Raw genomic sequence first — 20,939 nt, 5'->3', positions numbered from 1 at the left:
AATCCAAATTCTTATCAGGGTTTGTCAGGCCCCGGGCTTTTTATTATATACCCGCACATAGTCTATTTCAAATGGCTGGGGCCATACCCTATCATCAATGCCTTCCCGGCCTCCCCAGTCACCGCCAACGGCGGTATTGAGTATCAGGTGGAATGGTGCATCAAATGGCCAGCCTGACTTATCATCATTCCCTTTTTCAAGGGTGAGATAGTCCTCACCATCCAGCAGCCAGGTTATTTGCTTATCATCCCAGTCAATGGCATAAGTATGAAAGGCTTCGGACGCATCTTCGATCCTGATGCTATCAGACTTTTGGGTACCTTCCAAATGGTTATACTTATCGGTATGAATAGTAGAGTAAACCCACCCCTGGTTATAGCCAACGTGCTCCATGATATCGATCTCCCCATCGTCAGGCCATTTCATGCCACGCCCCTCAAGGGTCGGAAGCATCCAAATAGCAGGCCAGGTACCCCGGCCTTCCGGTAGTTTGGCGCGCACCTCTATGTAGCCATATTGCCAGTCACCTTTACCCTCTGTGACCAACTTGGCTGAAGTATAAGTACTGTCTTTACGGGCAGTGATCACCAGCTTACCATCTTCTACCGACAGATTGCCGGGAGAGCTTGTATAAGTTTGCCGTTCGTTATTTCCAAAGCCGCAAAGCTCGGGACATCCGTTTCCTTCAACAACTGTCCACTTGGTGGTGTCAACACCATTGCCTTCAAACTCATCCTGCCAGATAAGCTGAGCTTCAGTGCGTTCGGCACCTTCAGCCCCGGCCTGAGTAGCTGCCTCCTGCTTACTGTCAGATGTATTACAGGAGAAGAGGCAAAGGCTTAGGGGGGCTAATATGACCAGCCACCTCATCATATTTCACTCTTTTTCAGTGAGAAGGAAGCCTCCTGTACATTATCAGAAGCACTACCTATAAACACCTTGAATTCACCGGGCTCTGCGCCCCAGCTCATGTCATGGCGGTAAAAGGCCAGATCCTCTTCCGATATCTCGAACGTAAAAGTCTTAGTCTCACCCTTTTTAATCATTTCCTTACGGAAAGCTTTAAGCTCTTTCACAGGGCGTGTGACACTGCCTACCAGGTCGCGGATGTAAAGCTGTATAACTTCTTCACCATCATGGTCACCCGTATTGGTTACCTCCACGCTTGCGGTCAGGGTGTTGTCCCCTTCCATTACGTCATCGCTCAGGGTTACCGGGCTGTATTCAAAGGTGGTGTAGCTAAGTCCGTGGCCAAAGGCATACAAAGGCGAATTTTCCACGTCGCGGTATTTCGATTTGTACACACGCTCGCTCAGTGGCTCGGAGTAGTCACCTTCATAGGGGCGTCCAGTGTGCTTGTAATTATAGTAAATAGGCGCCTGCCCCACGTGGCGCGGGAAGGTAACGGGCAGCTTACCCGCAGGATTATAATCACCAAACAGCACATCAGCAGCGCCGTGGCCTGCTTCCGAACCCAGGGCCCATACCGCCATGATGGCAGGCACCTGCTCATGCAGCTCACTGATGGCCATGCCTCTTCCGCTCATTACCATGGCTACTGTAGGCTTGCCAGCCTCCATAACCTTGTTTACCAGTTGCTGCTGGATACCGGGCAGGCCAATGTTAGCCCTGGAGCCGGCTTCACCGTTCATGACAGCGCTTTCACCTACGGCCAATATAACCACATCGGCTTTGCGGGCTGCCTGCAGTGCTTCGGCAAAGCCGTCAGTCTTATTATCGTACAGGTTACAGCCTTTGGCAAAGATGACGTTAGTACCCTCTCCGGCCCGCTCTTTGATTCCCTGCAGGAAAGTAACAGGATGCTGAGCTTCACCAAAGAAAGACCAGGTACCATTCATATCCGACTGGTTATCTGCCAGCGGCCCTATCACCGCAATAGTCTTCTCATTACCGGTAAGAGGTAATACCTTATCTTCATTTTTCAGAAGTACAATGGACTTCCGGGCTGCTTCACGAGCTACGGCCAGGTGTTCTTCACTCCTGATCTCCTCTTTCTCGCGGGCCTCTTTACTGTATTTATAAGGGTCATCAAACAGGCCAAGGTCATACTTGAGCTGGAGTACATTCCGTACTGCCTGATCCAAATACGCTTCGTCAATTTTACCGTTGCGTACCATGTCAGGAATATGGTCCAGGTAGGCATCGCCCATCATGTCCATATCCACACCGGCTTTGAGTGCCATGGCTGCTGCTTCAGCATTGTCAGCTACGTTTCCATGGGCTACCATTTCGGTTATGGACTGCCAGTCAGACACGACCATACCTTCAAAGCCCCACTCATTTCTCAGGATATCATCAATCAACCACTTGCTGCCCGTAACGGGCTCGCCGTTAAGTTCATTAAAAGAGGTCATGACAGTTGCTGCGCCTGCCTCCACAGCTGCCTTGTAAGGTACAAGGTAGGTCTGGCGCAACAGCCGCTCGCTCATATCCACGGTATTGTAATCACGGCCTCCCTCGGCAGCGCCATAGGCGGCAAAGTGCTTCACGCAAGCCGCCATGGTTGCTTCATCGGTAAGATCATCGCCCTGAAAACCGCGGACACGTGCTTTGGCTACTTCGGAACCGAGATAGGGATCTTCGCCTGCACCTTCGGCCATACGCCCCCAGCGACTATCGCGGGCGATATCTACCATAGGCGCAAAGTTAAACGTAATACCTGCTGCCGTAGATTCTCTGGCGGCTACACGCTCAGCTTCTTCTATAAGGGCCATGTCCCAGCTTGCTGCCGTACCCAGCGGAATGGGAAAAACAGTCTTAAAGCCATGGATCACATCAGCTCCAAAGACCAGGGGAATCCCGAGGCGGCTTTCTTCCACGGCAATTTTCTGCAGACGGGCGGTATACTCTGCTCCGTGTACATTGAACAGCCCCGTCATGGTACCGTTCTTTATCTTCTCATCAAACTTATCGCTTTCGCTGGTGCGTACAGTAGGGCCGGTATTAAACAGATCACCTACGTAAAAATTAAGTTGGCCAGCCTTTTCCTCAAGAGTCATCTTGGCCAGTAATTCCTCCACTATGGGGGCATATTTGCGGGTATTGTTCTCAGTCATTCGTGGTTTGCTTTCAGACCTGTCCACGCAACTATACGTTACTACAGCTAACACAGCCAGGGTGATGGTAAAAGTAATAGTACGAATAACTGTCGAACAACGGAACATACCGTTAATGTTTGAAGGGCTTATACCCTGCCTTCTTTTCATCCCTTTCAAAATTTTGGTTTAGCGTCTTATTGTTGCTGAAAAATGCGTACGTAGTCCACAGTCATTTGCTGTGGAAATTGGGTGGAGCCATCCGGACTACCAGGCCAGTTACCTCCTACCGCAACATTGAATATGAAGAAGAACTCATCTCTGAATTCACTCAATGCCTCAGGAGTAATATCTACAGTATGATACTCCACATCATCTACCAGCCATGTAATGCTTGATGCATTCCAGATGATAGAAAAGACATGAAACTCATCTGAGAATTTGCCCGAGGTTAACGAATAGTCGCCACCATAATTAGCGTAACTGCCATTATTGTCCCAGTGAATGGTACCATGTACAGTAGCATCGCGGTTTCCGGTGCCGCCAATCATTTCCATGATATCAATCTCACCACAAGCCGGCCAGCTTACCGTATTGATGTTTGACCCCAGCATCCATAGAGCAGGCCAGATGCCTTGTCCTTCAGGTAATACGGCACGTATATCTACACGGCCATACTGGAAATTCTGCCTACCCTGGGTTATAATTCTTGAAGACGTGTAGGCCCTGCCTCCGTAATTCTCCTGACGGGCTTCTATGGTTAGATAGCCGTCCTGTACGGATGTGTTTTCCTGGCGGTAATACTGAAGCTCGTTATTTCCCCAGCCACAAAGATTAGGGCAGCCATCACCTATTTCATATATCCAGTCATTCGTATTCAGGCTATTTCCTTCGAATTCGTCACGCCAAACGAGCGTCATGCCGTCATAGCTATCCGGAGTGGAGTAGCCGGAAGGATATTCATTTGAAGGCTCGTCCCGGACTACTGATACTGTCAGCGTCTGAGAGGTAAACCCGCCGGTAGTACCATGTGCACGTACCTCCACATCATAATCGCCCGAAGCTGAATAGGTATGTACGGCTGTGCCGTCTTCCGAGCGATAAGGAGATTCGTTTTCTTCCTCTCCGAAAAAGTATTCGTAATAACTGATATTAGATCCTGTAGCCGTGAAGGTTACCGTGCCTGAACCATCACTGGCTATATCTGTACCTACGCTAAAGGTATCCGTTACAGGTTGGGAAGGGGAATCGTCATCCTCCCCGCCGCAGGCTACTGCGGCGAGAAGAAACAACGAACCAAATAGAAAATTTAATACAGGTGTTTTTGATATCATAATAAGGGTTAACCTTTAATAGTTAGGGCAATCCCCAGCCTGACTTATTGGAAAACGCGTACGTAATCCACAATCATTTGCTGAGGGAAGCTGGTGTTCCTGTTAGGGCGTCCTACAAGGTTACCTCCTACTGCTACATTGAACAGGAAGAAAAACTCTTGCTGGAACTCACTTAATTGCTCCGGCGTGATGTCGATCACATGGTATTCAATATCATCTACATACCAGCGAATGAAGGTATCATCCCAGCTAATACTGTATACATGAAATTCATCCGCCAGAGAAGGACCTGAAACAGTGTAGTTGCCACCGTAGCTGGCAAACTGTCCGTCATGGTCCCAGTGACATGTACCCAATACGGTACTTTCATCTCCACCGATCATTTCCATGATGTCAATCTCACCACTGGCAGGCCAGCCTGCAGTAGAGTGGTTGGCACCAAGCATCCAGAGTGCAGGCCACATGCCTTTACCTCTTGGCATTTTAGCACGAATATCTATCCGGCCGTACTTAAAGCTCTGCTTTCCTTCTGTTTTGATACGGCCACTGGTATAGGCCTTAGCCCCAGTACGCTCTTCCCGGGCCTCGATCACCAGGTGTCCGTTCGCTACAGATACATTTTCAGATTTATATACCTGAAGTTCATTATTGCCCCATCCGCAAAGATCAGGGCAACCATCACCAAGCTCGTAAGACCAGTTAGACGTGTTCAGGCTGTTACCATCAAACTCATCAGCCCATACCAAGTTCATGCCTGAGTAGCTGGTGGGGGTAATATAACCATCAGGTGCCATAGCACCTGCCATATTATCAACTTCAATACGATTTTGCGGCGTTAGTGACTCTTCGTCTGTACTACATGCTGATGCCCCTACGACAAAAGCAATACCTAACAACTTTGATAATAAAGATAGATTCAGTTTATGCATAAGACTTATGTTGATTATTATGATTTGGATATCGCATCAGTATATGATGGAGGTTAGGTATGCCTCTTTGAAGGACTTTTCACAAAGATCTGCCGGCAGCTTGCCATCATGGCAGGTCCGGGTATTTAGTAAATAGCCGGCCCCGGGAATGAGGCCGGCTATTGGTCATTAACTATTGGGTATCAGCACAAATGACCAGAAGATAGAACCGTCTCCGGTAACATCTATGGTAAGAGAGAGTTCCTCACTTGCACCTGATGTATAGTCCAGTACAGTATAAGTCACTGAACCATCCGTGGCAGGAGGTGGGGGATTGTCGCTATTATTATATTCACCTCCGTTATATGCCTTAGGCAGCACAATAAAAGCCCCTGTGCCTGTTACGGTAATTGTAGCAGGGTCTCCTCCGCTTGCAGGGTTAAAAGTGAAGCTATGTGAGCCACTCATCCAGGCCTCAGCATCAGTGCCACTCAGGTTAGCTTCATCCTGGCAGCCTTCATTTTCAACTCCCATATAGGCTTCACCGAAAATATCACCTTGGGCATCGTATTCATATACACCACCGTCCTGAAAGATGAACAGGTCATTGAAAAGACAAGGGCGGTCTCCTGATATATCTACGTCAAAACCAGGATACCATTCGTCAGAACCAGGCGTAGGGCCTACTCCGAAAGCACCTGCAGCAGGCTTCAGCCTCCATGCTTTCGTTCCGCCGCCGGTCAGGTCGGCAAGTGTGAGTGGCTGTGATTCTCCTGAAGCAAGCTGGATGTCATCAATATAGGCAATCTCGTCAGCACCTGCCGTACCAAAATCATAGAATACACTGATGGCATCATAGGTATTAGCCATATCGAAATCAGCATAGGTACTGTAATCGAAGGTCAGTACCTCCCAGGTATTTGCTACGGTAGTAGTAGCCGTAACTTCGGCAAATATCGTCGGAGGGTCACTTTCTGATGGCTTGGATGAGCTGTCTTCCAGCTTAAGCAGGATAGGTACACCAGCACGTGGTGACCATACCTTTACGCTAAGTACAGGATTACCACCAAAATTGATAGGACTTTCCATCTGTATATTCGTTCCTGCCCAGGTCTCGGCTCCCGCACTTTTTACCAGTTGAGCTACGCTATCAGATGTATTAATACCTGATGGATCAGGGTTCGCTATGACGCTACCCGCCGTGCCACCAAAATCACCCCAAAGGTAGGTTACTCCGGTCTCTTCGAAAGTAAGCGGAAATGAAGGGTAAGTAACCTCAGGCTCTTCGCCTCCGCCTCCACCACCCTGGGTAGGATCATATCCGGCACGAATCAGGCGTATGTACCATGACAGACCATCGTTTGCCGCATCAAGAAAACGCAGTTCCATCACATCTTCAGTGATTGATACTATCTCGTATGTATTTACACCTGTATAATACCCGAGGAAGCCACCCTGTGTGATAGACAGTATTGGATTCTCTCCTTCTGTCTCCGTGATCTGCCACTGCAGGTTGTCTGGTGCAGTATAAGGGGCAGTGTAATCACCTACATCGCTCTCAACAGCTCCTGAGAAATCAGAAGTATGTTCAGCATTAACATACACATTACCACTGGTCTGCATCTCAAATCCATAACCGGCCAGGGTAAAGATATACTCATCATCGTACATTCCTCCACCGCTTTTCTCCAAAGCGCCGGCAGCATACCATTCAGGCACTTTACCTTGTCCACTCGGGGGGTTAGGGCCTACACCAAAGTGTCCGGCGCTGGCAGAGTCTATCACCCAGGTCTTACCATCCTGAGCATCAGGACCTCCGGTTAGGGCATTGAAAAGAGGCTTATCTAACAATGTTGGATCATCCTCTGCAATAGTAATGGTCTCAGTGTGAGAAGCACTACCTCCACCGTTATACACGGTCAGCGTCACGGTATACGTGCCTGCATCAGGGTAACTCCCTGTTATAGTTTCACCTTTACCAGTTTGTCCATTACCCAGATTCCAGGTTTTGATAAACCCTTCTCCGGTGGCTGTAAAGTGCACGATATTATCTGTAGAAGCATCACGTTCTGTAGAAAACAACGCATCTTCCTCTGTAGGAGGCACCTCATCGAGGTCAAATTCCTCCTGACAACTGTAGAGCAGGCCTGCCGTAAGGAGCAGACCAGCCATAAGAAGAAATGAATATATATTTTTTATCATGAAATTAGATTTTATGCTTAGTACCGAGGGTTTTGCTGCCACCCTGCATTAGCCAGGTCTATCTCATCCTGGGGTATTGGGAATAGTTCGTGCTTACCCACTTCGAAGCCTTCGATCTCAGCTTCAGCCTGGCCAGTTCTAACCAGATCAAAGAAGCGATGGCCTTCGCCGGCAAGTTCCACGCGACGCTCATCCCATATAGCTTCTACAAGTACCTGGCCGCTTAGGTTCACAGGATCCAGATCAGCACGATCCCGTACCTCATTCAGGTATTGAAGAGCCAATGCTTCGTTAGGGCTGCTCTTACGCGCATGGGCCTCTGCTGCCATCAGCAATACATCAGCAAAACGGATCACACGGTGATTTACCGGGCTGGTAAGGTCCGTATCCGGCTGGCCCAGTTCGTCAAGACGCTTCATGTATTTATTATTATAATACCCGGTATGCCCGCCTGCACCCTGTACGTAATCCACTTCCTCTGCCTGCTCGGCCGCGAAAGCTTCTATGTCAAGAATAGTAGGCTCCAGGCGGATATCCCCTGGTTCAAAAGCATCTACAAGATCCTGCGTGGGCAGGTTGTAGCTGTTACCGTCTGAGTAAACAGGTCCGTCGTATCCACGGATGCCGTGGAAGCCAACTGCGGCAAAGCCCTCAAGGCATACAAAGCACTCATAGCCACCACCTTCTACTCCCACATACTGGATATCGAAAACAGTTTCCACGTTTCCTTCACTGGATACACGGAAGAGTGTACTAAAGTCATCATAAAGGTCATAAGGACCTTCATTGATCACCTGATCCAGCACGCCGGCTGCCTCGGTAAATTTATCCTGGTAAAGGTAAGCCTTACCCAACAGGGCCAGGGCTGCTCCCTTAGTCACGCGACCTTTATCGGCCACGGTCCAGGTCAGGTTTTCGGCTGCCGTCATCAGGTCCTGCTCTATCTGAGCATATACTTCAGATGCCGGTGTACGCTCCAGTTGGCTTACTTCGTCTGTACCGATTCTTTCGTTAAGTATAACCGGCACATCACCAAAGAACTTTACCAGTTCGAAGTAATAGTAGGCTCTCAGAAAATGCGCCTGGGCCAATACCTCCTCCTTGCCAGAGAAGTCAACATTATCCTGATGTTCAAAAATGTAATTCACGCGGGTGATACCAGCGTAGTTCCATCTCCAAATCTGGCGAAGCTCGTTGTTTACCCCGCCATGGGTCATATTATCTATCTGGTGAAGACCCTCCGTATCGGTCACACTCTCGCCTCCGGCGATGGAGTTGTCAGAAGCAATCTCACCTATCCAAAGAGACAGGTAAGAAGTTTGCAGCAGGTCATAGGCACCTGTCAGTGCGCGGTAATAATCTTCTTCACTACGGAAGTAGTTGTCTGCATCTATTGTGTACTCCGGATCGATGTTCGTATAGTCACACCCTACACTCACCACCAAAGCCGCACATAAGATCAGTATGGTTTTAGATAAAAATCTCATTTCAGCTTAGAATTTTAGGTTGAAACCAGCCATGTAGATAGTTGCCTGGGGATAGAAGCCATAGTCTATACCAGAAGCAAGCGGATTACCATTGTTAAAATCCGGATCATAGCCCATATACTCTGTGAAAGTAAAGGGGTTAGTCGCAGATACATACACACGAAGCTGCTCAGCACCAATATTTTGGGTAATACTTTCAGGAAGGGTATAGCCCAACTGCAGGTTTTTCACCCGTAGGAAAGAGCCGTCTTCCACAAAGTAGTCTGAGATTACGTAATTATTGGTAAGCTCAGTGGTCAGCCTGGGGTGTTCGTTCGTTGATCCCGGGCCGGTCCAGCGACCAAGTCTGTAGTCCAGCAGGTTTGAATATGGCTGCTGGCGCTCATAGTTACGCAGGATATCGTTGCCGATAGAAGCGTACATATTAGCCACAATATCGAATCCGTGAACATTCAGGGTCAGGTTAAGGCCCATGGTCATGTCCGGAATGGGAGAACCAATGATGGTCTTATCTGAGTCATCACTGAAGTTTACCTCGCCATCACCATTCTGGTCCACAAAACGAAGGTCTCCGGCCTGGGCAAGCGGCTGGTCTACGCCACGGCTGCTTACTTCCTCAGCCGTCTGGTACACACCGTCCGTCTCATAACCGAAGAAGTAGCCAAGGGGGTAGCCCACTTCCATACGGCTGGAAGTCGTTCCTCCTACACCGAATGCACCGGTTTCAATGAATTCCACACCCTGGGGAAGGTCAATTACCTCGTTATCGATAGTAGTCAGGTTATATCCTACGCTAAAATTGATATTGGGGGTGATTTCCTGGCCGTACGTGGCAGAAAACTCAAACCCTTGGTTTCTAACCGTTCCGGCATTCACAAATGGAGGATTACCAGCAGCTCCGTAAGCACCCAGTACACCGGATACGTCAGGCTGGAAGAGCAGGTCACGGGTAGTTTTCACATAGTAGTCCAGGGTCAGTGACAGCCTATCATTCAGCAATGTAAGGTCGCTACCTATATTAAACTGTTCAGTAGACTCCCACTTAAGATCCGGGTTGCCAAGGGTACCGATCGCCACACCTGTAATCAACTGGTCATTGAAAGGATATACACCTTCGCCATTAAGCAATCCACGGTATCTGAACAGACCAATCTGGTCATTACCCGATACACCAAAGCTTGCACGTAACTTTACGAAGTCAATGGCATCACTGGTCCAGAAGTCTTCTTCTGAAAGCAGCCACGCAGCCGAACCGGTAGGGAAGTATCCCACCTGATAGTTAGGGCCGAAATTGCTTGACTGATCACGTCTTACCAGTGCACTGAAGATGTAGCGGTCTGCATAGTTATATTCACCTCTAAGGAATATAGACTGCAGACGCTGCCTGAATTGGTAGCTCGACACATTATTCAGCAGATCACTACCGTCAGTGGCTGAGATGTCCGCGTATTCATTGCTGTTATAAGGTACGTTATAAGCGGTACCACTCAGGTTTTTACCACGTTCACCCCACATAGAACCACCCAGGGTAGCTTTTACGCCATGTAGTTCCCCAAACTTCTGGTTATAGTTCAGGAATGCCTCCAGGTTATAGTTAAAGAAGGTGCTTATCGATTCGTTCACACTATTACGAATCGGGATTTCCACATCAGTCGCAATCTCAGTAGTAATAGGATCCAGATCGGCATTCAAAGCTGTATTCTGTGGCTTACCTGAGCCATAATAGACAAGCGGGTTAAACTGCTTATAATCTACCAGAGCGTAGTTATATCCGGCGCGGCCGGTTACGGTAAAGGCATCCGAGATATCGTATACAATCTCCTGTGTACCGACTAACTTGTTGGTTACGGCTTCATTGAAAGAGTTTTCAATCTGCGCCAGCGGGTTGATCACATCATTGATGGACTCAATGTAGGAATACGTTCCGTCTGCATTTCTTACCGGGGTGGTCGCAGGAGCATTGATTGTGTTGTACAACACACTTGAAATAACGTTTTCCGGTAATACACTTCTGTTCTCATTTGTATAGAGTAGCGTATTGTTCAGCGTAACCTTGGGAGCAAGGTCGGTGCTGAAGTTGAGGCGGAAGTTATAACGGCGGTAGCCTGATTTATCCCCTCCTACTATACCTTCCTGATCCAGGAATGAACCACCTACTGAGTACGAAGACTTTTCCGTACCACCGGTTACCGTCATATTATAATTCTGGATAGGGGCACTTACGAATACCTCATCCTGCCAGTCAGTACCTTCACCTAATGCATCAACATCAGTAAAAGGGGCTACCATGCCACCTGAGGCAAACGTTTCATTTTTCAGGATAGCATACTCGCGGGCATTCAGCAGGTCCAGTTTACGCGAGGTCTCTTGTACACCGTAGTAGCCATTGAGGCTTATGGTGGGCTTGGAGTTACGCCTGCCTCTTTTAGTCTCGATGATGATCACACCATTGGCGGCGCGCACACCGTAGATACCGGCCGTACCGTCCTTCAGTACGTTGATAGACTCGATATCGTCAGGGTTAAGGGCAGACAGACCGTCCGTATCATATACGATACCATCCACCACTACAAGAGGAGCATTCTCTCCATTGGTACTAAGTCCACGGATACGGATATTAAGTCCGCCACCTGGTGAACCGGATGCACTGTTAATCACCATACCCGGTACCTGGCCCTGAAGCGCCTGCTCTATACGCTGAGGCTTCAGCTCCTGGATAGCGTCGGAGTTTACAATAGATACGGCACCTGTCAGTTCCTTTTTGGTGGAGGTACCATAACCTACTACTACTACCTCGCTGAGGGTCTGCAGGTCTTCCAGCAGGCGTACATCGATGGTAGAGCGGTTACCCACCGGAACGGTTTCCGATACATACCCTATGTAACTAAATACCAGGGTATCACTTGAAGAGGCATTAAGCGAAAAGGCACCATTGATATCAGTGGTGGCTCCCCGGCTAGTGTTCTGAACCCGGATGTTTACACCCGGTAGCGCTTCTCCCTGAGAATCAGTAACCGTACCCCTAACGGTTTGAGCCTGAGCTAGCTGCGCCAGCGACAGAAAGAAGGCAATTAGTAGATAGTGCTTCATATTGGATTTAGTGTTTCCGTTTGCTGCAGCAGGCGGGGTCAGTTTCCTTTAGTTACCCACCTGCATACAGGCTTTATTTGAATGACATCACCCGACTTTCACGAGTATCTAGCTTTTGTTACAAGGAAAGCGAAACAAACAGTTCTGAAATTCCGCAAACGTTATAACGCCGCTTACAACAGGCAAAGAGGCATTTTTACCTGTTACTTGACCATGGTATTTGTATCAATAGAGGGGGATTCGTGTAACAAGGCCGTGCGGAAAGGTTCTAACCTTTCCGCATTTCTCACCTGCTATCAGAATCTTTCGGAGACGGAGCTTTACAAAGGTGGGTTTCCTTTAAAAGAAAAATCACACTAGCCAATCTCCCGATTTTGATACGGAGTTTTTACCCGTGGCGAGGGTCTCTTTTCCCCTCGCCTATCATGCGAATGCTTTCAAGCTTAAGTGAATAGGAAACACGCACTTATCGGGTAATTGCCCGATATTATTGATTATCGGTTAAATAGCCGATAATTTGAATTATCGGATAAATAGCCGATATTGTAGGATATCGGCTAAACAACCGATATTAATACACTAATTATGATCGCAGTAATTACCGGAGACCTTATAGGTTCGCAGGAGCACAAGCCGGATGAATGGCTCCCTGCTTTAAAAGAAACGATGGGCCTGTTCGGAAAAGAGCCGGAAGACTGGGAGGTATATCGCGGAGACAGTTTTCAGATTATTCTGACTCCGGAAATGACCATCAAAGCAGCCCTCATGATAAAGGCAGCCATGAGGCAACTGCCGGGCCTGGGGGTAAGAATGGCCATAGGTCTGGGTGATGAGGCATACCATTCCGGAAAGATCACGGAAAGTAACGGACCTGCATTCGTAAAGTCCGGAGAGTGCTTTGAAGCACTTAAGAAAACGACTATGGCCATAAGCAGTGATGACGCTATTAGTGATGAACTCTTTAACTATATGCTCGAGCTTGCTTTGCTTACCATGGATAACTGGCATCCGGCAACGGCCGGAGTTGTAAGTGCGGCCCTGAAATACCCCGGCCTTACTCAAAAAGAGCTGGCGGCAAAGCTGGGCAAGTCGCAAAGCAGCGTAAGCGAGGCGCTATCGCGTGCCGGATACGATGAGATCACAAGGCTGCAGGACTTTTTTATTTCATTCTACCTGAAAAAATGACCGAACTGGCTATAAAACTACTCCTGGCACATCTGCTGGGCGACTTTGTATTACAACCTGATAAATGGGCAGCGCATAAGCGCAAAAAGAAACATCGCTCGCCTTACCTGTATTTACATATACTGGTACACGCGCTCCTGTTACTGATCATCTTGGGACCCTCTACCCCCTACTCCATGGCTTTATGGTTAATCCCCTTATCACACCTGGTAATAGATGTGCTAAAGCTTCATCTGGAGCGCAGGCGCTACGCCTCCTTATCATTCTTTGCCGACCAGGCCGCTCATCTGCTGGTGATAGCAGGGGTGGTATACCACTACTTTCCCTACACGCTACTGCCTGACTCAGTGGTCACTACTGAAAACCTGCTCCTGCTTACCTCCTTGCTCTTTGTAAGCCAGGGTCTGGCCGTGGTCATGCGCATACTTATGGCCAAATGGGACGTAACAGGCGAGAGCAGGGACGACTCCCTTATGCAGGCGGGCCGCCACATAGGTATGCTCGAGCGTTTATTTGTATTTGGCTTTGTGGTAGGCGGACAGTGGCAGGCTATTGGGTTTCTTATTGCCGCCAAGTCTGTATTTCGCTTCGGTGACCTGAGCAAGAGTAAGGACAGGCAGCTTACGGAGTATATCCTAATTGGTACGCTGCTGAGTTTCGGGCTGGCAGTGTCTGCGGCGCTAGCCTACAAATACCTCGTAGCCAAACTGCCCTAATTATCAGTTACTCTTCTCAATCCTTTATCAAAAAAAACCGGATCTGCTGTGCAGAACCGGTTCAAATTCAGAGCAGGTCTTTACACATTAAAATAGCTGCAGCTTTGGAAGGTTCTTTCTGTCCTATACTCCTCTACAATCTTATTACCTTCCTGGCAACTCTTTTTATAAGTACATGTGCCATAGCAGTAGCTACTGTAGGCCCATTCGGTGCAGCAGCAAGATACCTTAATCCAGGGTGAGCAGCTCTCTTCTGCAGGTTGACCGGACAGAAGTTCGTTGTATCCCTCACGGGTGCCCCCGTATTCCAGTGTGGCGTACTGAAAGTCCCCCTCCTCAGTAAGCCGTTCTATAAGGGCCACTTTCTGCTCAGAGGTCAAGTCCAGATCCTCAGGCAGACTCCAGCTATATACCTCGACTTCTACACCCGGTAGCCCCGCATCAGGGGCATCCGGCTCTGCCGCCTGGTCATTACAGGCAGTAAAGCCAAAAATTCCCACAAAAAACAGGCACACCATCAGGGCGCTTTTCCAAAGGTTTTCATTAGTCTTCATAAAAAATTGGTTTGGTTGTTAAAAAGACAGAAAGTGTTGCTTCCTTTCTTATTTGTTACCAATAAATGAAGGGGTACTGAAATAGGAGTGCAGCGGTCAGAATTTCATGCTGTATTCCTGGGTGTAATAATAGCTGCGGGCAAAATTACAATAGGAGATCGGCGCCTCGAGATCCTCACGAAGCTCTTTAATGATCTCATAGGTCATGCGCTCCGATATACCAAGCTTAATGGCCAGCTCACCTGGGGTGCCAGTGCGGCGTTTGCGGATCATGCGATCGATCCTTTGGAGTCTTCGGATATACTTCAGGTATCCCATAGCTGAATGTGGGTTAAAAAATGAATGAATCGTAAAAAAGTATACCCAATAAGAGACTAGATAATTTACACAAAGCTGCCGGAAATCCACCAATTTCCTTTCTCATATACCCGGCAGCCTGCTTTCTAAGCAATAAGACCTTACTGAAATAATATTGCAGCAGGGTTCCTAAATAAATACCTGGGTTAACCAACCGGGGAAGGAGGCGCATGAACTGTCATTAAGGTAAATCCTGTCAAATATGAAATGCCTTCTGATTAGTTTTGTACTCATCCTTTTTTGCATAGGCTGTAGTGAAGAGGATAGTCTGCTCCCCCCACCCGCCGTCGATGAAACAAAGGCCTATATTCGCCTGAAAAATGAAACGCCATTCCAATTCCTATCTGTGACGGCACATTCTTCCGAAGGAGATATTGAGTTCCCCTCCCTGATGCACTTCGCCAGCAGCCACTACCAGGCATATCCGGTGAAAGTAGCAGCAGTAACTGCCCGCGTTAAGGGGTTAGAAAACCCCCTCAGCTCAGCGCCTGTAGGTTATTTCGGCGCTGTGCTGGCTCCGGGTCTGTATACATGTGTGATAAGCGTGGAGGCTGATCCTTCGGACGGTACTCAACTACATTTGGAAATGGCCACCGACCGTGAATTTTAATATGACCAAAAAAGCAGAACCTCATGATTCTGCTTTAATTCTCAGCGGGTAATTTCTCCACGCTCCTGTGCCTAAGCTCATTTCAATGAACTCTATCAATAGCAAATACAGACGTCCTCCCTGTTTGTCTCAGATACTTCACAGGGAGTACAGTACGTCCCATTCTCTGTGCAGTACCTCGCATCGGCCGACACTTTTCCTCCCCCATTGATCCCGGAGAAATTGGCAGTGGTCACGAAACTCGACACTTTAAGGTCGGAGATAGAGATTTTTCCTCTTTTCATAGCATAATAATGTTTGGTAAAACTAAGTCATTTAATGACTTACCTAATATACCAAATACCAATCAGGGATGAAAGAGGAATTAAATACCCTGATGTTACAATCATTCTCTTTCTCTGTTAGTCAATGATCCATTTGCTCTATTAATCAATCATATTCCTCTTTCCACCACGCCTTTCACATCATTATAAAGTGCTTTCATTATCCCTTTTTCGCGGGGGTCATAAAGCCAGTTATTGTCGAAGCGGTCAATGATACGCTCATTACCGTACTCCGAGAGGGTAAGGGAATGAAACTGGGTACCATTATTTTGCTGGTGATGCGCCATCAGCTTCAATAGTTCGTCATCCATACGGTACATGATAAAGTCACTGATCACCAGCACATCTGCATGCTTATATTCATAGCGATCCAGTTGACGGATGGCTTCGTATAGGGGCAGACTCACATCCGTACCCCCATGGAAAGACATGCGCAGAAAGGCCGCCACGCGATCTACCGAGTCAGCCAGATTCAGTAAGTCCAGTGTTTCTATGTTGGTAGAAAAGTTGATAAGGTAGGCCTGCCGGTCTTCTTTAGCGGCCATTTTCAGTATGCCGAAGCACAGTATCTTGGCAATCTGCTCAGGCTCTCCCTCCATAGAACCGCTGGTATCCACACAGACGACAAAGGGCCCTTTTTCCTTCAGCCGCACCTTCTGATACACCTCCGTTCTCTTTTCGCTGCGTTCGTCCAGCCGTTCATCACGGTACTGCAGAGTCAGCAGGTTTTTATCCGCATACTTTTTGAGAAAGGCCAGTTCCGTATCCTCGCGGCTGAGCAGTGATACCTCACTGCTCAGCAGGTTATTCAGGTCGTCACTCTCATGCACGCCTGTTACCTCCGAGCGCATAGTAGGGTCCGGCACCCAGTCCTGGTGTATGACGGTACGCTCAAATACCTCCTCCTCCAGTTCATTTTCTGCCTCGCGCATCTTACCCAGCAGGTCTGCCAGATGCTGTAGCTGGTCTTCCCGCTTCAGCAGGTCGTCGTACTTTTCCAGTACATCGAAGCTCGTCTGTTTCCACAAGGCCCTCGACATATCCCAGTAGCGGCCAACATATTCCATAAAGGGCGAAACCAGCTTTTGCAGCTTGGCATACTCCTGCGCCTTTGCTTCCAGCGTGCCACCATATTCATTTTTATACTCCTCCAGCTTACTTATCTGCCATTCAAATATCTTTGCCTGCAGCAGGGCATCCCACTGGCGCAGCAGATCTGTAAGAGCCCGGTCTGCTTCTTCTTTTTCGCTTGCTGGTATATCATAGTGCTCGCGTCCGCGGATGAGGGATTTGAATTTCTCTCTAAAAAAATCGGGGTTAAGGCGATCGTTCGGGTACTTGCCGTCCAGGTAGTTTACCAAGTAAGGCCAGCGTGGCACAAAATGCTCCATTGTGGTTATGGCCCACCCTTCCAGACGCTCCTGCTCATCATGGTAGGGGTTTTTGGTTTCTATCTTCTTCCATACATTACGCAGCCAGTAGAGAGTGTCCAGCACCACCTGACGGCTTAGGGCCTCATTTTCGCCCATTACCTCAGCTACATCCGGCTTAAGCAGCAAGTCATCGAAGGCCCCGCGGAAATAGTGAAAGTAGCGGTCGTCGATCACTTCCGGCACCTCCACCCCGGGGTCTATACGGTGGTGCAGGTATTGCACCAGGTATTGGCGGGTGCGGCGATCGAGTAATTCGCCAAACTCCACAAACCGGTCGAATGCTTCTTTCAATTCTTTATCCATACGCTATTAGTTTGTCAGGAAAGTAGCTTATGCTCACCCCTGACGAAAATATGTTAGTGTCTGTGCGTGGCCTGTGTGCTCCCCGGTAAAAGCATAATGCGCTGTCTTTCATTTCTTTATTTAAGCAGCTTCTAAAAAGTCTGCGACCAAATAAATTACCCCCACCAAAGGAGGGGGTTTTCAATGGTTATTACCCCCAAAGGGGGATAGTCAGTTATCGAATAGCGGGATATCTATATCCCCATCCTCTTTCTTATCTTCCTTCTCCTGATACTTAACATACCGCTTTATCTTTTCTTCATCTATGCCTACCGTACTTACAAAATAGCCTCGTGACCAAAAATGATTGCCCCAATAGGGTTTTCTGCGAAGACTCTTGAAGTTCTTAAACATCATGATCGCTGTCTTACCCTTGAGAATACCCATGAAGTCTGATACACTAAGTTTCGGAGGTATACTACATACCAAATGAACGTGATCTGGCTGAATGTTCAACTCTTCTACCTTGACCTCCTTCCATTCACATATCGTCTTTATCTTATTCTCCAACGTATCTGCAACAATATCACGAAGTATACGGTGGCGGTACTTCGGGGTCCATACTACATGATAGACACAATAGTAAAAGCTATGCGATAGCTTACGATACTTGCTCATTCCACAATATACCCCTACTGGCATAGCCCTCAAACATGACCACCGTCTAAGACGGTGGTTTTAATTCGATTAATAAAAAAGCCACCCAAAAGGTGCGGGATGGCTTCTTTACTACGCTGTATTATGCTTAGCAGGGACTAAAACAAGGGTTATACTTAGTTCCTCCGTAGTACCCGCTATTGTCTCCGCAGAAGTAAGTGACATCTGTATACCCACCGCCTACTATGCGGTCTCTGGTTTTAAAGCTCTTTACGTTCAGATCATTAAGTGAAAGCGTTTCCTTTTTCATCATCAGGATAGTTTGGTTAAATTATTAATGAAAGACTGTATCAGCCTTATTCATAATAACAAATACCTACCCCCTATTCAAAAAACGCCTGTACCTACGCGTTATACCTTCTGCATATCCTCTTAAAAACAAGCTTTAAATCAAATTTCACTAATCAGACATAAGGGCATAATCAGCTATAACTTACCATCAAACCCGGATGTATAGTCTGTTTAGATAAAGCATTTTTTTCAGGAAATATTATCATAGCTGTATTTGATTTGCTCTAATTGCAGGCGTACCCGATGCAGGGCCTCGGTCACCTCACGGTGATTAGCCGTGACGATGGGAGCCAACCGGTGGTCAATAAACAGATTGGTTTCCACCTGGTCTAATTCCTCCGGGCTTTCGGCCTCCAGCCGGTCTATCTGCTGCAGGATGTAACCATGCAGCTTTTCGTAGCGCTCATTCCAGAACTGCTGTACCAGCCGGTGAGGCTTCTTCATGAGCATCTCCGTTTCTTCCTGCTTCATCGTTATAAGGCTGAAGCTATATTCTACTGAGCTATACTTAACCAGCACCGTATGTTCGGTAAGGCCTTTCTTAGTCTCAAGGCGATTTACCAGGTTATTTTCTTCATCATAAAAGTTAGTCACAGTAAACTCCTCCCTGCTCAGCTTATGAAAGTCATTGATGCGGATGTACTTACCATCAAACTGACTACTGTCTTTCACCAGCTCGAAATAGGTTTCTTCATAGGGCTTGGGCATTTCGCGTGTTACCGTATTACGAATGCGTATTTCTCCGTCCACCTCTTTGTCAAACGCCTCTGTCTCCTTTTTCAGCATGCTCAGGCGGGTAGTAAGGCTATAGCCGTGTTTGCGGATGCTCTCCCCTACTATTTCCCGGATCACCTCCTCCTGACCGGGTTTATTCCACAGGCAATGGATGATCAGAAAGCAGTCCATCAGATCTGCCTTGGGGCGGTCGTTCAGGAATGCACTTGTACGCATCAGACGTATAATCTTCTTCCAGCGGCGATCATAGGTCAGCACCAGCGAGGCGCGGTCTTTACGGGAGGTATTGTAGTCCTCTACCTTTTTACGGATTACCTGTATGGTATCCAGTACCTCATCGGGCACCTCTACCTGGTCTATGGCCTTGCTCCATTCTTTTAGCTCGCTATTACTAATCTGATCCTGAGGGGCTACCTGTACCTCATAGACATCCTGCGTATCGGTGATCATGCGCAGGAAGTTTCGTGACTTTTGTATACCATCCATCTTATACCGGATAAGGAAGCGGTCCCAGAGGGGCTCAAAGCTTTCGCCTTCCGGCGGCAGTTCATTACTGGCAGCGATGATTCCGTGCAGATCCACTTTCATCTCCTGCTCTCCGTTACGGTATATTTTTTCATTTAAGATGGTAAGCAGCGCATTTTGTATGGCCGGACTGCTTTTCCATATTTCATCCAGAAACACCACGTTAGCCCCGGGCAGGTATTGATCGGTTTTGCGCTCATAGCGGTCTTCCTCACGGAGTTTTTGTATAGAAATAGGGCCAAATACTTCGTCGGGTGTACTAAACCGGCTCATGAGGTACTCAAAGGACTTTCCATCGCGGAAGGCATGCTTTAGCCGTCTCGCTATCAGACTCTTGCCCACACCGGGAGGGCCCAGCAGAAAAATACTCTCCCCTGCCACAGCAGCCAGCAGAGACAGCTTGATTACCTCTTCACGTTCATAGAGCCCCTTGGTGAGCGCCTTGATAAGGCGGGCGGTCTTATCTCTTACCTGTATTGTGGACTGAACTGCAGCCGTCTCACGGGCCTCTGTCACCGTTTCCTGTTCCATGAAATCTTCTTAATAAGCCTTGTAATTAGTCTCTTCTGATGCCGTCAGCGGGAATATGGTGGTTGCGGGCAAGCTCCTCAGGCGTTGCCTCTCTTATATGTAGTACCTGGCCCGAAAAGTGCAGGGTTTTACCCGTCATCACATGGTTAAAATCCATTTTTACGGTCTCCTTATTCCACTCTACCACCCGGCCGGTATGGGGGTCACCCTGGTCGTCTTTCAGGGTGAGCGTCTGGCCCTCTGCCAGCATGCCATCGGGTACCCGTCCGTCCATCTCAAAAGCACTCATGGGCACATCAATGATATTTTCTGCCTGCGGCTGACCGTATGCCTCATCCGGCGCTAGTGTAAAAGTGAAGTAGTCACGCTCAGAAAGACCCTTCAGCTTATCTTCAAAGGCAGGTAGTAATGAGCCGGTGCCAAACAGGAATTCAAATGGGTAGTAATTATCCATCACCTCAAGAACCTGCCCGCGTTCATCGTTTTCTCTTAATAGGTACCTCAGGGTTACTACCCTGCCATCTTTTATAGTAAGTGGGGCTTCCTTTTCCATTACTTGCGTGTTTATGTTGATAACGGCAAGAATTCGTTAAGGTTTTAGGG

General features: G+C 48.0%; 17 protein-coding genes. 3 read left to right on the top strand and 14 right to left on the bottom strand.

Features of this window, described 5'->3' with window-relative positions; all coding sequences use genetic code 11:
- Nucleotides 1-24: 24 nt before the first annotated feature.
- The 7 genes from AB9P05_RS18650 to AB9P05_RS18620 form a co-directional block, all read right to left on the bottom strand.
- Nucleotides 25-873 carry a family 16 glycosylhydrolase gene (locus AB9P05_RS18650; RefSeq protein ID WP_371910351.1) on the bottom strand — a complete coding sequence of 283 codons (849 nt, stop codon included), beginning with the start codon at nt 871-873 and terminating at the stop codon, nt 25-27.
- Nucleotides 870-3,227 carry a beta-glucosidase BglX gene (bglX, locus tag AB9P05_RS18645; RefSeq protein WP_371910350.1) on the bottom strand — a complete coding sequence of 786 codons (2,358 nt, stop codon included), beginning with the start codon at nt 3,225-3,227 and terminating at the stop codon, nt 870-872. Before bglX ends, AB9P05_RS18650 begins: the two co-directional genes overlap by 4 nt.
- A gap of 26 nt (nt 3,228-3,253) precedes the next feature.
- Complete coding sequence (locus AB9P05_RS18640; RefSeq protein ID WP_371910349.1) at nt 3,254-4,390, bottom strand: family 16 glycosylhydrolase; 1,137 nt, start codon at nt 4,388-4,390, stop codon at nt 3,254-3,256.
- A gap of 44 nt (nt 4,391-4,434) precedes the next feature.
- On the bottom strand, nt 4,435-5,319 hold the full coding sequence (locus AB9P05_RS18635; protein ID WP_371910348.1) for a family 16 glycosylhydrolase: 885 nt from the start codon (nt 5,317-5,319) through the stop codon (nt 4,435-4,437).
- A gap of 168 nt (nt 5,320-5,487) precedes the next feature.
- Nucleotides 5,488-7,500: a PKD domain-containing protein gene (locus AB9P05_RS18630; protein ID WP_371910347.1), complete on the bottom strand. Its 2,013-nt coding sequence runs from the start codon at nt 7,498-7,500 to the stop codon at nt 5,488-5,490.
- Nucleotides 7,501-7,517: 17 nt separating this feature from the next.
- A complete protein-coding gene (locus tag AB9P05_RS18625) occupies nt 7,518-8,987 on the bottom strand; it encodes a RagB/SusD family nutrient uptake outer membrane protein (RefSeq protein WP_371910346.1) in 1,470 nt (489 codons plus the stop codon).
- A 6-nt stretch (nt 8,988-8,993) separates the two neighbouring features.
- Nucleotides 8,994-12,077, bottom strand: coding sequence for a SusC/RagA family TonB-linked outer membrane protein (locus AB9P05_RS18620; protein WP_371910345.1), 3,084 nt, complete (start codon nt 12,075-12,077; stop codon nt 8,994-8,996).
- Between the two features lie 585 nt (nt 12,078-12,662).
- On the opposite strand from AB9P05_RS18620, the gene AB9P05_RS18615 reads away from it, so the two are divergent.
- Together AB9P05_RS18615 and AB9P05_RS18610 are read left to right on the top strand one after the other, a co-directional pair.
- On the top strand, nt 12,663-13,262 hold the full coding sequence (locus AB9P05_RS18615; RefSeq protein WP_371910344.1) for a transcriptional regulator: 600 nt from the start codon (nt 12,663-12,665) through the stop codon (nt 13,260-13,262).
- On the top strand, nt 13,259-13,978 hold the full coding sequence (locus AB9P05_RS18610; RefSeq protein WP_371910343.1) for a DUF3307 domain-containing protein: 720 nt from the start codon (nt 13,259-13,261) through the stop codon (nt 13,976-13,978). The genes AB9P05_RS18615 and AB9P05_RS18610 overlap by 4 nt, the downstream gene beginning before the upstream one ends.
- 80 nt (nt 13,979-14,058) lie before the next feature.
- Here AB9P05_RS18610 and AB9P05_RS18605 read toward each other — a convergent pair whose 3' ends face one another.
- Both AB9P05_RS18605 and AB9P05_RS18600 read right to left on the bottom strand, forming a co-directional pair.
- The gene (locus tag AB9P05_RS18605) at nt 14,059-14,532 is read right to left on the bottom strand and encodes a hypothetical protein (protein ID WP_371910342.1); all 474 of its coding nucleotides are present in this window, start codon (nt 14,530-14,532) and stop codon (nt 14,059-14,061) included.
- 96 nt (nt 14,533-14,628) lie between these two features.
- Nucleotides 14,629-14,850 carry a hypothetical protein gene (locus AB9P05_RS18600; RefSeq protein ID WP_371910341.1) on the bottom strand — a complete coding sequence of 74 codons (222 nt, stop codon included), beginning with the start codon at nt 14,848-14,850 and terminating at the stop codon, nt 14,629-14,631.
- A 241-nt stretch (nt 14,851-15,091) separates the two neighbouring features.
- Here AB9P05_RS18600 and AB9P05_RS18595 point away from each other — a divergent pair, with 241 nt between their 5' ends.
- Nucleotides 15,092-15,499, top strand: a complete 408-nt coding sequence (locus tag AB9P05_RS18595) for a hypothetical protein (RefSeq protein ID WP_371910340.1) — start codon at nt 15,092-15,094, stop codon at nt 15,497-15,499.
- Between the two features lie 433 nt (nt 15,500-15,932).
- On the opposite strand, the gene AB9P05_RS18590 is transcribed toward AB9P05_RS18595, so the two are convergent.
- The 5 genes from AB9P05_RS18590 to AB9P05_RS18570 all read right to left on the bottom strand — a co-directional run bounded on the left by AB9P05_RS18590 (nt 15,933) and on the right by AB9P05_RS18570 (nt 20,889).
- On the bottom strand, nt 15,933-17,558 hold the full coding sequence (locus tag AB9P05_RS18590) for a VWA domain-containing protein (protein WP_371910339.1): 1,626 nt from the start codon (nt 17,556-17,558) through the stop codon (nt 15,933-15,935).
- Nucleotides 17,559-17,768: 210 nt separating this feature from the next.
- Nucleotides 17,769-18,215 (bottom strand): IS200/IS605 family transposase, encoded by a 447-nt coding sequence (gene tnpA, locus AB9P05_RS18585; protein ID WP_371906921.1) that lies wholly within the window; start codon nt 18,213-18,215, stop codon nt 17,769-17,771.
- A 127-nt stretch (nt 18,216-18,342) separates the two neighbouring features.
- Nucleotides 18,343-18,507, bottom strand: a complete 165-nt coding sequence (locus AB9P05_RS18580) for a hypothetical protein (RefSeq protein WP_371910338.1) — start codon at nt 18,505-18,507, stop codon at nt 18,343-18,345.
- 227 nt (nt 18,508-18,734) lie between these two features.
- Nucleotides 18,735-20,336 carry an AAA family ATPase gene (locus tag AB9P05_RS18575; protein WP_371910337.1) on the bottom strand — a complete coding sequence of 534 codons (1,602 nt, stop codon included), beginning with the start codon at nt 20,334-20,336 and terminating at the stop codon, nt 18,735-18,737.
- A 25-nt stretch (nt 20,337-20,361) separates the two neighbouring features.
- Complete coding sequence (locus AB9P05_RS18570) at nt 20,362-20,889, bottom strand: peptidylprolyl isomerase (protein ID WP_371910336.1); 528 nt, start codon at nt 20,887-20,889, stop codon at nt 20,362-20,364.
- Nucleotides 20,890-20,939: the final 50 nt, after the last annotated feature.

The sequence above is a fragment of the Roseivirga sp. BDSF3-8 genome (genome assembly GCF_041449215.1).
Taxonomy (GTDB): domain Bacteria; phylum Bacteroidota; class Bacteroidia; order Cytophagales; family Cyclobacteriaceae; genus JBGNFV01.
The sequence above is the reverse complement of the archived record's forward strand: the minus strand, read 5'-3'. Positions and strand labels throughout refer to the sequence as shown.